This is a genomic window from Leeuwenhoekiella aestuarii (assembly GCF_004104055.1).
GTDB lineage: Bacteria > Bacteroidota > Bacteroidia > Flavobacteriales > Flavobacteriaceae > Leeuwenhoekiella > Leeuwenhoekiella aestuarii.
On sequence record NZ_QOVJ01000002.1, the window covers coordinates 566,261 to 580,271 of the forward strand.

Consider the following 14,011-nt stretch of genomic DNA (forward strand, 5'->3'; position numbering starts at 1 on the left):
CCCCATATTTATCTACCCGGATAAACAGCTATGAGCGAAAATTACGAAGATCCAAATTTAGACAATCCAGAAGAAGAACATTCAGGCGAAACCATTACCCGGGTAACGGGTATGTTTAAAGACTGGTTTCTTGACTACGCCTCGTATGTAATCTTAGAGCGCGCAGTTCCTGCAATAGAAGACGGCTTTAAGCCCGTGCAACGTCGTATCATGCATTCCATGAAAGATCTTGACGATGGGCGTTACAATAAAGTGGCCAATATTGTAGGGCACACCATGCAGTATCACCCCCACGGAGATGCAAGTATTGCTGATGCAATGGTACAAATGGGGCAAAAAGATTTGCTTATAGATACGCAGGGAAACTGGGGAAACACCTTAACCGGTGATAGCGCTGCAGCATCAAGGTACATTGAAGCCAGGCTTTCAAAATTTGCGCTTGAAGTATTATTTAGTCCAAAAATTACGGAATGGCAATCCTCGTATGATGGGCGTCGCAAAGAACCTATAAATCTTCCGGTGAAGTTCCCGTTGCTTTTAGCTCAGGGAGCCGAAGGTATTGCGGTAGGTTTAAGCACAAAAGTTTTACCGCATAATTTCAACGAACTTATTGACGGTTCTATAAAACATCTTCAGGGGAAAAAATTTACACTTTTACCTGATTTTCCTTCTGCAGGAGAAGCAGATTTTAGTGATTATAAAGATGGAAAGCGCGGCGGAAGAGTTCGGGTTAGAGCTAAAATCAGTCAGCTTGATAAGAACACTTTAGTCATAACAGAAATCCCTTTTAGCACAACCACTACGTCGCTGATCGATAGTATTTTAAAGGCTAATGATAAAGGAAAGATTAAAGTAAAAAAAATAGAGGATAACACCTCTTCAGAAGTTGAGATACTGGTTCATTTGCCTGCAGGTCTTTCTCCAGACAAAACAATTGGAGCACTTTATGCCTTTACCAATTGTGAAGTTTCTATTTCGCCTTTAGGTTGTGTTATTGAAGATAATAAACCGCTCTTTGTAGGTGTTACCGAAATGCTTCGAATATCTACAGATCGTACTAAAGATCTTTTACGCCAAGAACTAGAAATTCAACTTCAGGAATTAGAAAATCAATGGCATTATGCTTCTTTAGAACGCATATTTATAGAAAATAGAATTTACCGGGATATTGAAGAAGAAACAACCTGGGAAGGTGTGTTGAATGCAATAGATGAAGGGTTAAAGCCGCACATAGCGCATTTAAAAAGACCGGTGATCGAAGAAGATCTGGTACGCCTAACCGAGATACGAATCAAGCGAATTTCAAAATTTGATATTGATAAGGCCCAGCAAAAAATAGAAGCCTTAGAAGATGAGATTGCAGCGGTTAAGCATCATTTAGCAAATCTTACTGATTTTGCCATCGCATATTTCAAAAGACTTAAAAAAGAATATGGAGCAGGAAGGGAGCGTAAAACAGAGATCAAGCTTTTTGATGATATTGAAGCTTCAAAAGTAATTATTCGTAACACCAAGCTGTATGTAAACCGTAAAGAAGGTTTTATAGGTACCTCGCTTAAAAAAGATGAGTACGTTACAGATTGTGCAGATATTGATGATATCATTGTTTTTACCAAAGAAGGTAATATGATGGTAACCAAAGTGGATAGTAAAACTTTTATAGGGAAAGATATTATTCATGTAGCAGTATATAAGAAGAAAGACAAGCGCACCATCTATAATATGATTTATAGAGACGGAAAAGGAGGAGCTACTTATGTGAAGCGTTTTAATGTTACCAGCACCACACGTGACCGGGAATATCCGATGACTAAAGGGAAAAAGGGTTCTCAGGTCTTATATTTTTCTGCAAATCCTAATGGTGAAGCTGAAGTGGTTTCGGTGTATTTACGATCTGTAGGAAACGTGAAGAAACTGAAGTTTGATCTTGATTTTTCAGATATTTTAATAAAAGGTCGAAATGCCAACGGAAACCTGGTTACTAAGCATTCTGTAAAAACTATCGATCTAAAAGAGAAAGGAGTTTCCACACTTAAACCTCGTAAAATTTGGTTTGATGATACGGTTCAACGTCTAAATGTTGATGGTCGCGGGGAGCTGCTTGGTGAATTTAAAGGAGAAGACCGATTGCTTATCATAACGCAAGAAGGAATTGCAAAAACAATAACTCCGGAATTGACCACCCGTTTTGACGATAAAATGATCGTTCTTGAGAAATGGATTCCAGAGAAGCCAATATCAGCAATTTACTGGGACGGGAACAGAGCGCGTTATTACGTTAAACGTTTTCTTATTGAAAATCCTGAGAAAGAAGAATTCTTTGTTTCTGATCACGCTGACACGCAATTGGAGCTTATTTCAACTCAATACAGACCTGTGGTAGAAATGGTGTTTTACAAAGAACGAAATAAAGATCAAAAACCTAATGAACCTGTTGATATCGAAGAGTTTATTGCAGTTAAAGGAATCAATGCATTAGGAAATCAATTTTATACAGAAAAACTTAAACAAATAAATTTACTTGACCCGCTGCCTTACCAAGAGGAAGTTCCTGAAGAATCAGAAACTACCGATGAATCAACTTCACATTCTGAAAGCTCATCTAGTCACGATACCGATGAAGATACAGGAGACGCTACTCAAGGGTCATTATTTTAAGATATGGGTTTAATACAAGAGTTTAAAAATTTTGCCGTAAAAGGCAATATGGTTGATATCGCCGTAGGTGTCATAATTGGAGCGGCTTTTCAAAAAGTTATAGATGTTTTAGTCAAGCAGGTTATGATGCCGCCTTTAACATTGCTTACCGACGGAGTTAATTTTGCAAACAAGCAACTGATTTTAAGGGAGGCCTATACAAAAACTGATGGGTCTGAAGTTGAGCAAGTTGCAATAGGATACGGAGAATTAATCACGGTTTTTATAGATTTTTTCATCATTTCATTAGTCGTTTTTACTATAGTTAAGCTTATGAATAGCTTACGAGCTAAGAGTGAAGATGAGAAAAATCCAACTGTAGAAACACCTAAAAACATTCAATTACTTGCTAAGATGAATGAGCTTCTTGAGGAGCAAAATAGAATTCTTACGAAGAATAATTCTAAATAGAAGATGTGTTTTAAGTCTTAAAAAATCAAATCGATTAATGTTCCTTTTTCTTTGCTGAACTACATAATATTTCAGTATTTTAGTTTTAATTAACAGAAAGTACAGGGGATATAATGATCAAAAAAATAGCAACGAAACACTATTGGATTTCCCTCCTCTGTTTTTTGGTACCGGCAGGCCTGTGTATTTCTATTTATATGAATTTTAAGGCAGATCTACCGCAACACCTTTCTGATCAAATACAACTTACAGGGAGCCTTGCGGCTCAAGATTTTAAACGTACGGTTCGAAACAATGTACAGGCCATTCATAATCTGGCAGAACGTATACAAGAAACCGATGGTGAATATTATGACTTTTGGAAACAAGATGCAAAGCGCTTACTTAGACAAAATGAGTCTCTCACTTTTGTAGAGTTAATCTCTGAAGAAGGTATTGTTAAGGACATTTATCCAAGAGTGAAAAATCAATCTGCAATAGGTCTTGATATCACTAAGCTAGACTATAGGTATTCAGATTGGAAAACAAAATCTAAAAAAGGAATTACCAATATTACGCAATGGCTACAGCTATCACAGGGGGGTAATTCTTTTCTTATTGATGTGCCTGTTTACTTTGATGACACTTTTGATGGAACTGTAACTGGTGGAATGAATTTTAATGCAGAATTTGATCGTTTGAGCTATTACTTAGAGGATTTTGCTATTAAAATTGAAGATGAAGAGGGAACGGCTTTTTATAGCTTTAATAACTTTGATGCCGCTCAAAATGATCCTCAATATATTTTTGATACCTCGATGGTTATGGATTCTGACATCGAAGAATCTTGGCATTTTCAATTAACATTTGCAGATCCTACTATTTTTGCAGACAAGCTTAAGGTTGCTAATTTGGCACTTGGATTTGGCTTGTTACTATCATTATGCATAGGGCTGTTACAATTCTTCAATAGCAATTCACGCATTGCAACTAAAGAGGCCCTGGAAACCAACAAAAAACTACAGTTGGTTAACACAGCTTTAGAACAACAAACTGAAAACGCAAAGTTAGCATCTGTCGCCAAGTCAGAATTTCTATCTAACATGAGTCATGAAATACGAACACCACTCCATGCAATTGTGGGTATTACAGACCTTATAGACTCTGGGAATACTAATTTTGAAGAAGAACATTATTTAGAACTTTTAAAAAAGTCTTCTAAAACCTTACTCAATTTAATCAATGATATTTTACGCTTAGACAGGATTGAGTCTGGTTTTGTAGATGTTGCTCATATAGAATTCAGTCCCGCCTCTGTATTAGAAAGTATAGTCTCTTTTCACAATCAAATAATAGAACATAAAGGTCTTGATCTGTCTTTGAAAGTCAATTCTTCAAAAAGTAAAACTGCTTTGGGGGATCGTGCTAAGTTTGAACAGATTATCACCAATATCCTTAGCAATGCTATTAAGTTTACCAATTCAGGAAGTATTCTCGTTATATATGATGAAAAGGAGGTTAATGAGCAAATAGATCTTAAAATAACCATAAAAGATACGGGTATAGGGATACCTAAAGAAAAAATAAGTCAGATATTTGAACGCTTTATACAACTCGATACCGGCACTCGTAAAAAACACTCTGGAGGGGGATTAGGTTTAGCGATCGCTCAACATCTTACTCAACTTCTTAATGGAAACATAGAAGTCACTAGTGAAGAAGGTAAAGGATCAGAGTTTATAATCAATCTTAAATTTGATTGTTTGCAAGCACCAACTGAAAAAAGAGAGGAGCACTTCAAAAGAGCGTTGCCAGAGCTAAACATTTTAGCTGTAGACGATAATAAATTGAATGTTGTGATTTTATCTCAACTTCTCAAAAAGATAGGCTTATGTACAGATATAGCTTATAATGGAACTGAAGCCGTAGAGAAAGCCAAAGCTAAAAATTATGATTTGATTTTTATGGATATACATATGCCAGATATTGATGGTTTTGAGGCTACCCGGCAAATAAAAAGCACTCAAAAAAACACTATAGTAATGGGGCTTTCTGCTGACACTACTTTAAATTCAATCAATGAAGGTATGAGCTGCGGAATGAGTACTTATCTAACTAAACCTATAGATAAAAACAAGCTAATCGCTGTTATTGAAGATTATTTTGGTTCCACTTCAAGAAATGTAGTATAACCGCTTATAGTATTTCAAAACACCCTAGCTACAGAAGCTATTCAATTTTTGTTACCGTACCTTTTTGTTTTTTGGTTTCACCTACAAGTGCATATTCAAACGTATAGGTGTTTTCTTTGGTAGTTAATATTTTAAAGTGGATCGCTTTGTGATCTATCATAGAGCTGGGGTTGATCTTTTCTGCTATGTATTCACAATCATTAATCCATCTAATATTTGAAGAATCTGCCTGGCCTTGGTAAAAATCAATTTCAAGGGTATCATTGCGCGTAAAAGTAGTCTTGACTACTTCCCCATTCAAATACGTTTCAAACTCAAACTTACCCGTTTTAAAATCAGTACAATTTCTTTCCTGATCGTAGCAACCCACTAAGGTTGCCAGGGCTATAAGTAGTAAAATAAATCTCTTAATCATAGTGCTGTAAAAATACGGCTTAATGATCAAGATCTGATAATTATACACTAGAGATTAGGGTAAGAAATTTTTAAAGGTTCCATCTTTATAGAATATAACAATTCGTTCTATTTCAGAATTTGAGTCAGTTCTTAATTCAGGCTGATTTTGATATTCCTGAGGTGTTTGGTACTTAGTTTCTTTTTGCTCAGATTCTTTTTGCTCTTCAAAATTTGCTTCTAATTGATTCGCGCTGTTTTTCCCAGGAGGGATAGTTACAGCAGATTTTTTAGGAAAACTTCCTTTACCATTCAATAACCAATACAATTCAACTTCAGGAAAAGCTGCAATGATCTTCATGACAAATTCCAAGCTTGGTTTGTTGCGACCAGAAATAATATGCGATATAGAAGAACGGCCTACATCTATTGCATCTGCAAATGATGTAGCATTTAAATCATACTCGTCCATCACTTTTTGCAGTCGCTTACTAAATTGATCACTGTTTACCATTGTAAAATAGGTATTGCTTTTTAAGTGTTACAAATGTAAAATAAATAATTCCATTTGACACGTTACATTTGTGAACTACAAGTTTATACATTGAATTAATACATCAATTAGTGCTGATTAATATCCTTAAAACAAATCAATTAAGATGCATATTTGTAGCTTAAGGAATATTTCCGATATTATGCATAAACACCTGCTCGCAATCATTTACAGTTGTAAACAAAGAGCTTGAACCACGTTGTTTACAATTGTAAATAATTGAATGTTTACATTTGTAATTCAATTTTTATGATGAATTATTCTGCTTTAAAAGATTGGCATAACAGCCATAAAGAGTCTGCCCTTATTGGGAGGTATATTACACTCCATAACATTCAACCTTTAATAGACAAGCTATCTGGCTTATTCTCTGTAGCAGTTTTAGGATATTCTGTTGAAAACAGACCTATTTCTAAAGTCACATTTGGTACAGGGCCAATAAATATCCTAGGATGGTCTCAGATGCACGGTAACGAGAGTACAACTACCAAGGCGCTCTTTGATCTTTTTCACTGGTTTGATAGTAATAAAGAAGAATCTACGGTTAATAGGCTTCTAACTGAATTTACGTTCACGATGGTCCCTATGCTGAATCCTGACGGAGCTGAGGCTTATACACGCATCAATGCAAATAAAGTTGATCTTAACCGGGATGCGCAAGATTGCACACAACCAGAAAGCCTTATTCTTAAAGAGCTTTACACCTCCTTAAAACCTGATTACTGTCTCAACCTACACGGGCAGCGTACAATATTTGGAGTTGGCAAGCCTCCCAAGAGTGCAATAGTTTCCTTTTTGTCACCTTCTCAGGATGCACTGCGTACTGTAACCCATTCTCGAAAGAAGGGTATGGCTATAATTTCCGATTTAAACGAAATGCTTCAGGAGTTTATACCTGATTCTGTAGGGCGGTATGATGATGGTTTTAATATCAATTGCGTGGGCGATACGCTTCAACATAAAAATATACCCACTATACTTTTTGAAGCGGGTCATTTTCCGGGAGATTATGACCGAGAAACGACCCGAGTTTTTATGTTTTTATCATTAATTCGCGTTTTTGAGTCGGTTTTATTGCTTAAATCTGAAGAAACGCCCTCCTCAAATTCCTATTTTTCTATTCCTGAGAACAAAAAATGCTTTTTTGACTACATCATTCGCAATATAGATTTACCCGAAATAGGAGTGACAGATATAGCCATTCAATTTGAAGAAAAACTAGTTGGAGATCAGCTGAATTTCATCCCTAAAATTGCGCAAATAGCTGAATTGGTTGACTTTATTGGTCATTTAGAAATTGACTTAGCCTCTAAAAAACCACGTGTTCCAGCTGATTTTAGTTTTGAAATCGGAAATATTATTGAAGAAATTCAAGTAAATGGCAAATTACCTACAACGTTTTCGGTAAAAAGCAACAATATATTGTGAATTGTTCAGTGATTTTGTGTTATTTTTGATTTATATATAATTTAATCAATTAATAATGGCAAAATTCAAATTAGACGAGGTTGATCATCAGATCTTAGATATGTTGATAGAGAATACCAGAACACCTTTTACAGATATAGCTAAAAAGTTATTAATCTCTGCAGGTACGGTTCACGTACGTGTAAAAAAAATGGAAGAAGCTGGTATCATTGTAGGATCATCGTTAACGCTTGACTATGCTAAACTAGGTTATTCTTTTATCGCTTATGTAGGCATATACATCAATAAAACAAGTCAAACTACATTTGTTTTGGAGCGTATTAATCAAATTCCTTATGTTACGGTAGCACATGTTACTACCGGGAAGTTCAATATTTTCTGTAAAGTACGTGCTAAGAATACTGAGCATGCTAAAAACATTATCTTTATGTTAGATGATATTGAGGGTGTTTATCGTACCGAAACGATGATATCTCTTGATGAAAGCATCAATGATAAAAAGCGCTTAATGCACAGTATTTTTCAAGACCTTTAAAGTAAACCAAAGAATATTTTAATATAATATACCCTTTGGCTTTACTGGCAAAGGGTTTTTTATTTACTATAAATCAGAAACTAACTTATGTCAAGACAACCAAAACTAGAACGTTTTAATAACCAGGTAAAATCCAAGTACCAGGTTTACAACAGTTTATTTATGACTCTTCCGTTTCACGGAATTACAGATACAGGGGTGTTGTTACCTCTTTTTGACAGAATCTGTACTCGGGGTTATGATAACAAATACAATCCAGAAAAAATTGTAAACTATTTCTTTGAAAAGTATCAACGTGATGTATCTGAAGAAGACCGCTATGATTTATTGTTTAGATTCATTCAGTATATAGAAAGACAAGTCGTGCTTTTTGATGCTATTGAAGATTCTGCCTACCGCACTGTAAACAATATGGACGGTCGCGGAACCCTGCGTAACATTAAAGAAGAGGCAGAGGCGCAGTCTAAAACCGAAGATCTAAAAGCATATCTTCAAGATTTTAAAATTCGTCCTGTATTAACAGCGCATCCCACGCAATTTTATCCTGGGGCAGTTCTTGGGATCATCAATGATCTGAGTGCTGCTATTAGTGAGAACAATCTTGAGATGATCAAGAAGTTATTATCTCAGTTGGGTAAAACGCCGTTTTTCAAAAAAGAAAAACCTACACCTTATGATGAGGCTGTAAGTCTTATCTGGTATTTGGAGAATGTTTTTTATAAAGCTTCAAGCCACATTTATAACTACCTGCATCAAAATGTCTTCAAAGGAGAATTTTTTGATAACGAAGTGATCGACCTTGGTTTCTGGCCGGGGGGTGACCGCGACGGTAATCCATTTGTAACTACAGAGATCACACTTAAAGTCGCTTCTCGTTTGCGTAGTACTATTATTAAAAATTACTATAGAGATGTGCGTAAGTTGCGTCGTCGCATCACATTTAATGGAACCGAAGAGCCGCTTGCTGATTTAGAGCGCAGACTGTTTGATAGTATTGCTGTCAAAGATGCAGAGGTAAAAGTTTCATTAGAAGAATTGCAAGCTACCCTTAAACGAATCAGAAAACTGGTTATTGATCGTCATGAAAGTTTATTCTTAGAAGAAATTGACGATCTACTCAATAAAATAACCATGTTTGGTTATCATTTTGCTGTTTTAGATATCCGTCAGGATAGTAGAGTGCATATGCACGTGATGGAAGAAATTGTAAAACAATGTGCTAAAGATAACCTGGGTATTTTCCCTGATAATTATCTAGAGCTTGATGAAGCTCAGCAAATTGAAGTTTTACAAAATGTTAAGGGTGAAGTAGATCCGGCAACTTTAGAAGATGATATTGCTCGTAAAACTTTAGAGAGTGTGTATGCTGTGCGTGAAATTCAAGCGCAAAACGGGGAGCGCAGTTGTAACCGTTATATAATAAGTAACAATCAGACTGGTCTTAACGTCATGCAGGCCTTTTCTATGTTTCATCTTACCGGTTGGGAGAACCCTACAGTAGATATTGTTCCTTTATTTGAAACAGTACCAGATCTAAAAATTGCGCATGAAGTGATGCGTAAGTTGTATACCAATCCTGCATATGCTGCACACCTTAAAGAGCGCGGTATGAAGCAAACCATTATGCTTGGTTTTAGTGATGGTACTAAAGATGGTGGGTATTTGATGGCTAACTGGAGTATTTTTAAAGCTAAAGAAGCGCTTACAAAAGTGTCTCGTGAGTTTGGGATCAAAGTAATATTCTTTGATGGTAGAGGTGGACCTCCAGCACGTGGTGGGGGTAAAACACATCAATTCTATGCTTCTTTAGGTGAAACTATTGAAGATGAGGAAATTCAATTAACCGTACAAGGACAAACCATTAGTTCTAATTTTGGTACGCCAGATTCCTGTCAATACAACTTAGAGCAGTTGTTGAGTTCTGGTATTTTCAATGGAGTATTCTTCCAAAAAACAAAAGCTTTCCCGGATGCAGATCGCAAAACCATGGAAGAGCTTGCTGAAATTAGTTATAAGACCTATTCAGACTTTAAAGCTCATCCTAAATTCTTAGGATATTTAGAGCGTATGAGTACGTTGAAATATTATGCTAAAACCAATATAGGTAGTAGACCCAGTAAACGTGGTCAAAGCGATAAATTAGATTTTTCAGATTTGCGTGCTATTCCTTTTGTAGGGTCCTGGTCGCAGCTTAAGCAGAACGTTCCTGGTTTCTTTGGTGTTGGTACTGCTATTGAAGCATTTGAAGAAAGAGGTGAATTCGAAAGGGTTAAGTCTTTGTATAAGAACAGTTTGTTCTTTAAAACTTTGTTGGAAAATAGTATGATGAGTTTGACTAAATCATTCTTTGGTCTTACGGCTTATATGCAAGATGACCCGGAGTTTGGAGCGTTTTGGGATTTGATTCACGATGAGTTTGAGCGTACAAAACGTGTATTATTAAAGCTTACCGGGTATAGTGAATTGATGGAGGAAGAGCAAGCTGGTAAAGCTTCAATTCAAGAGCGAGAGCGCATTGTACTTCCGTTATTGACAATCCAACAGTTTGCGTTGAAAAAAATTCAGGAAATGAGCAGGGAAGAAAATCCTGATCAGAAAAAGCTGGATATGTTTGAAAAAATGGTGACGCGTTCTTTATTTGGTAATATTAACGCAAGTCGTAATTCGGCATAAGTATGACCCTAAAAGATTTAGATCACAGCGAGTATAATGCGTTTTATAGAAACTATATAGAATTAGTTAGGAACGATATGCATTTACTTGATGCCCTTGTACAAGGTAAAGAGAAGAATATCGCTTTTTATGATGAAATCCCTGAAGAAAAATGGCATTTTGCCTATGAGTCCGGAAAATGGACGATTCTGGAGGTCCTTCAGCACATCATAGATACGGAGCGCATCTTCAGTTACCGGGCATTGCGTATTGGCAGGGGAGATAAAACTCCGCTTGCAGGTTTTGAGCAGGATGACTATATCAAGCCATCTCGGGCTCATGAGCGTAGTATGCAGGATTTGATTGCAGAATATAGTTTGGTTAGAGATTGTACTATAAATCTGTTTAAAGGCTTTAATGAAGAAGCTTTAGCACAAGCCGGTACTTCTAGCGAAGCTACACTATCCACTCGAGCTGCGGGTTTTATCATTTGTGGCCACGAGGTGCATCACGCTAATATTATACGTGCACGATATCTAAATGCTTAGCGCATTTTTATATTTAAATTTTAAAGGCTGTAATTGTAAAATTACAGCCTTTTCTTTTAGTTTTATAGCTACTTTTAGCTTCCGGCAGGTCTTAAGCAATTCAGTCTTTAATTATCGCGTAATTTTTTTAAAATGAGATTTGATACAGTGCATAAAATACTTCGGGTGGATGATAAGCAAAAGTTAAACAATCAGTTTACAGGGCTCATCTTGAGTTTAAGTTTATTGAGCTCTTTGCTTAATCTTTTGAATAACTACATGGAAGGAATTTCAATGAGTAACGTTATTTCTACTGTTTTGGTCGTAATTTCAACATGGTTGATTTTCTATTTATGGAAGAAAAAAACTTCAAGAACAACTATTGACTTAAATGAAATTGAATGCTTGGCTGAAATATCATTTTTTAAGAAGTCTTATTTTTATCTCAAACTTACTGATGGTAAAATCCGCGAATTGGAATCTCCTCAAACCCGTACAGGAATCAGGGATTTTAAGAATCAGTTTCTAGAACAACATATTGCAATTAAGAAAATGTATTTTTTCAACCTGATTTAATATGGGCTACCGTATAGCATTCATGCTGAGTTTGCTGGTTCTTGCTTATTCTTGTAAGCAAGGAAATGGCGATCAAAACCCAACTAGCACCCAAAAAGAAGCGAAAGAACCCAGGGTTAAAAATTTATTAAAAGACTTTTCTGCACTTGACGAATCAGGCTATGTACATGCAGTAATTGAAATTCCTGCTGGAACTATTGCAAAATGGGAGCTCAATAAAACATCAGGAAAAGTGGAGTGGGAAGCGGTAGACGGTACACCCAGAATTGTAAATTACATCGGTTATCCGGGTAATTACGGTATGATTCCACGTACGTTACTTGATAAAGCTCATGGAGGAGATGGTGATCCGCTAGATATTTTAGTATTAGGTGCACCTGCTGAACGAGGAAGCGTTATCAGCTGCAAGCTTATTGGCGTTTTGTATTTAAAAGACCGTGGGGAGCAAGATGATAAACTGATAGCTGTAGCTGCAAATTCTCCATTTGAAAACCTGCAAAGTATGGAAGAATTAGATGCAAATTTTCAAGGCGTTTCAAAAATAATCTCAATTTGGTTCAGTAATTATAAAGGGCCTGATATGATGCAAGCTTCAGGATTTGGTAATGCTCGAGAAGCTAAACAGCTATTAGATCAAGCTATTGAGGAATACCGATCAAAGCATTAAAAAAGCATCCCGTTTAAATAACCTGATGCTTTTCTAATGATTTTTATATTCAAATTAGTTTTGAACAGGGCCGGCATTAAAGTAATCCATCCAATGATCCTGAACTTTTAAAACTTGCTCAATTACATCACGCACACAACCTTTACCTCCTTTTTTGTGCGAAACATACTTCGCAACTTCTTTGATCTCTTTTACAGCATCTTGCGGGCAACACGGTAAACCAACCTCCTGCATAACATGGTAATCCGGGATGTCATCACCCATATATAAAACGTTTTCCGGCCTGATGTTGTTTGCTGTAATATACTCGGTATACTGTTTCATTTTGGCGTGAGCACCCAGATGTATATCAGTAACGCCTAGTGCTGCCAGTCTGCTACGCACACCTTCATTGGTACCACCGCTAATTATGCAGATCTTATAGCCTTTATCTAAAGCGCATTTGATGGCATAACCGTCCTTTACGTTCATCGTGCGCAACATACCGCCCTCTGAATCTATGATCAATGATCCGTCAGTCATCACACCGTCTACATCAAAAATGAAGGTGGTAATATTCCTTAAGTATTCTTTATAACTTTTATCGCTCATAATGGTTTTGAATTGCTTGTGTTAGTAGCGCGTATAGTTCTTTTTGTTCAGCGCTTTTTAATGCTGAAAGCTGTTTGTTAATAGTAGGTGTATCCTTTCGTTTTGCAGGACCGGTTTGTGAATTTTCAGGTCCTATGCTAAATGCTTTTTGAACTGTTTCCAACATTAGCGGTTTTAATAATTCAAACGAAACCTTATGGTCATTACAAAGCTGTTTGGCTTCGGTCAAAATATGATTTGTAAAATTATTACTAAAAACTGCCGCGAGGTGTAAAGCAGCCCGATCTTTAGAATTTACCGTAAAATAGCTCGCAGAAAGACTTTTAGTCAGGTCTTTTAAAATCATCAGATCGCCTTGAAGTTTTGCTTCAATTAAGAACGGTATTTCTTTATATACCAGTTCTTTTTCTTTAGAAAAACTTTGTAAGGGGTAGAAGACTCCACAATGTTTATTTTGATCTAAAATTTCTATAGCTGCACTTCCGGAAGTGTGTACGATTAACGCTTTAGATTCAATCAATTTTTGGGAAACAGCAGCGATTGAAGCATCACTAACCGCAATTAAGATCACATCAGAATAAAATGTTTCTTCAAGTTCTTTATTCAGATCTAGCGTGGTGGTAAATCCTTCAAATGTTCTTAGTTTTTCTGAATCTCTTCCTGCAACAAATTGCAGCTTAACACCTTGTGCCTGGCTAAACGCTTTAGCAAGATGAAACGCAACATTCCCGGTACCGATTATTGAAAGCTTTACCACGCACCAAAAGTACACAAATAAGACTTAATTAATAAGGAATAGGCCGCGTTAAA

At 36.3% G+C, this 14,011-nt stretch carries 13 protein-coding genes; 9 read left to right on the plus strand and 4 right to left on the minus strand.

Annotated features, from left to right (window positions below; genetic code table 11):
• Window positions 1-30 precede the first annotated feature (30 nt).
• From DSM03_RS08435 to DSM03_RS08445, 3 genes are all read left to right on the plus strand, one after another.
• Window positions 31-2,658, plus strand: coding sequence for a DNA gyrase/topoisomerase IV subunit A (locus DSM03_RS08435; RefSeq protein WP_128763101.1), 2,628 nt, complete (start codon window positions 31-33; stop codon window positions 2,656-2,658).
• Window positions 2,659-2,661: 3 nt separating this feature from the next.
• Window positions 2,662-3,108, plus strand: coding sequence for a large conductance mechanosensitive channel protein MscL (gene mscL / locus DSM03_RS08440; RefSeq protein WP_128763102.1), 447 nt, complete (start codon window positions 2,662-2,664; stop codon window positions 3,106-3,108).
• A gap of 197 nt (window positions 3,109-3,305) precedes the next feature.
• On the plus strand, window positions 3,306-5,279 hold the full coding sequence (locus DSM03_RS08445; protein ID WP_161567073.1) for a response regulator: 1,974 nt from the start codon (window positions 3,306-3,308) through the stop codon (window positions 5,277-5,279).
• A 37-nt stretch (window positions 5,280-5,316) separates the two neighbouring features.
• Here the strand turns inward: DSM03_RS08445 and DSM03_RS08450 are convergent, their stop codons facing one another.
• The gene (locus DSM03_RS08450) at window positions 5,317-5,694 is read right to left on the minus strand and encodes a DNA topoisomerase IV (RefSeq protein ID WP_128763103.1); all 378 of its coding nucleotides are present in this window, start codon (window positions 5,692-5,694) and stop codon (window positions 5,317-5,319) included.
• A gap of 54 nt (window positions 5,695-5,748) precedes the next feature.
• Window positions 5,749-6,186 (minus strand): helix-turn-helix domain-containing protein, encoded by a 438-nt coding sequence (locus DSM03_RS08455; RefSeq protein WP_128763104.1) that lies wholly within the window; start codon window positions 6,184-6,186, stop codon window positions 5,749-5,751.
• A gap of 288 nt (window positions 6,187-6,474) precedes the next feature.
• On the opposite strand from DSM03_RS08455, the gene DSM03_RS08460 reads away from it, so the two are divergent.
• From DSM03_RS08460 to DSM03_RS08485, 6 genes are all read left to right on the plus strand, one after another.
• A complete protein-coding gene (locus DSM03_RS08460; protein ID WP_236643942.1) occupies window positions 6,475-7,653 on the plus strand; it encodes a M14 family zinc carboxypeptidase in 1,179 nt (392 codons plus the stop codon).
• 55 nt (window positions 7,654-7,708) lie between these two features.
• Window positions 7,709-8,188: an Lrp/AsnC family transcriptional regulator gene (locus DSM03_RS08465; protein WP_009780242.1), complete on the plus strand. Its 480-nt coding sequence runs from the start codon at window positions 7,709-7,711 to the stop codon at window positions 8,186-8,188.
• Window positions 8,189-8,275: 87 nt separating this feature from the next.
• Window positions 8,276-10,861: a phosphoenolpyruvate carboxylase gene (locus DSM03_RS08470; protein ID WP_128763105.1), complete on the plus strand. Its 2,586-nt coding sequence runs from the start codon at window positions 8,276-8,278 to the stop codon at window positions 10,859-10,861.
• Between the two features lie 2 nt (window positions 10,862-10,863).
• Entirely contained in the window at window positions 10,864-11,388 is a 525-nt protein-coding gene (locus DSM03_RS08475) for a DinB family protein (protein ID WP_128760872.1), read from the plus strand.
• Between the two features lie 132 nt (window positions 11,389-11,520).
• Window positions 11,521-11,943 carry a hypothetical protein gene (locus DSM03_RS08480; protein ID WP_128763106.1) on the plus strand — a complete coding sequence of 141 codons (423 nt, stop codon included), beginning with the start codon at window positions 11,521-11,523 and terminating at the stop codon, window positions 11,941-11,943.
• A gap of 1 nt (window position 11,944) precedes the next feature.
• Entirely contained in the window at window positions 11,945-12,610 is a 666-nt protein-coding gene (locus tag DSM03_RS08485; RefSeq protein WP_128763107.1) for an inorganic diphosphatase, read from the plus strand.
• Window positions 12,611-12,664: 54 nt separating this feature from the next.
• Here DSM03_RS08485 and DSM03_RS08490 read toward each other — a convergent pair whose 3' ends face one another.
• Both DSM03_RS08490 and DSM03_RS08495 read right to left on the minus strand, forming a co-directional pair.
• On the minus strand, window positions 12,665-13,201 hold the full coding sequence (locus tag DSM03_RS08490) for a KdsC family phosphatase (RefSeq protein WP_128760869.1): 537 nt from the start codon (window positions 13,199-13,201) through the stop codon (window positions 12,665-12,667).
• Window positions 13,191-13,973, minus strand: a complete 783-nt coding sequence (locus tag DSM03_RS08495) for a Rossmann-like and DUF2520 domain-containing protein (RefSeq protein WP_128760868.1) — start codon at window positions 13,971-13,973, stop codon at window positions 13,191-13,193. The genes DSM03_RS08490 and DSM03_RS08495 overlap by 11 nt, the downstream gene beginning before the upstream one ends.
• Window positions 13,974-14,011: the final 38 nt, after the last annotated feature.

Excerpts from the sequence above, each read along its gene's own strand:
- mscL (WP_128763102.1), top strand. The coding sequence starts at position 2,662 with ATGGGTTTAATACAAGAGTTTAAAAATTTTGCCGTAAAAGGCAATATG.
- DSM03_RS08460 (WP_236643942.1), top strand. The coding sequence starts at position 6,475 with ATGATGAATTATTCTGCTTTAAAAGATTGGCATAACAGCCATAAAGAG.
- DSM03_RS08450 (WP_128763103.1), bottom strand. The coding sequence starts at position 5,694 with ATGATTAAGAGATTTATTTTACTACTTATAGCCCTGGCAACCTTAGTG.
- DSM03_RS08480 (WP_128763106.1), top strand. The coding sequence starts at position 11,521 with ATGAGATTTGATACAGTGCATAAAATACTTCGGGTGGATGATAAGCAA.
- DSM03_RS08485 (WP_128763107.1), top strand. The coding sequence starts at position 11,945 with ATGGGCTACCGTATAGCATTCATGCTGAGTTTGCTGGTTCTTGCTTAT.
- DSM03_RS08465 (WP_009780242.1), top strand. The coding sequence starts at position 7,709 with ATGGCAAAATTCAAATTAGACGAGGTTGATCATCAGATCTTAGATATG.
- DSM03_RS08445 (WP_161567073.1), top strand. The coding sequence starts at position 3,306 with ATGAATTTTAAGGCAGATCTACCGCAACACCTTTCTGATCAAATACAA.
- DSM03_RS08435 (WP_128763101.1), top strand. The coding sequence starts at position 31 with ATGAGCGAAAATTACGAAGATCCAAATTTAGACAATCCAGAAGAAGAA.
- DSM03_RS08470 (WP_128763105.1), top strand. The coding sequence starts at position 8,276 with ATGTCAAGACAACCAAAACTAGAACGTTTTAATAACCAGGTAAAATCC.
- DSM03_RS08455 (WP_128763104.1), bottom strand. The coding sequence starts at position 6,186 with ATGGTAAACAGTGATCAATTTAGTAAGCGACTGCAAAAAGTGATGGAC.
- DSM03_RS08490 (WP_128760869.1), bottom strand. The coding sequence starts at position 13,201 with ATGAGCGATAAAAGTTATAAAGAATACTTAAGGAATATTACCACCTTC.
- DSM03_RS08475 (WP_128760872.1), top strand. The coding sequence starts at position 10,864 with ATGACCCTAAAAGATTTAGATCACAGCGAGTATAATGCGTTTTATAGA.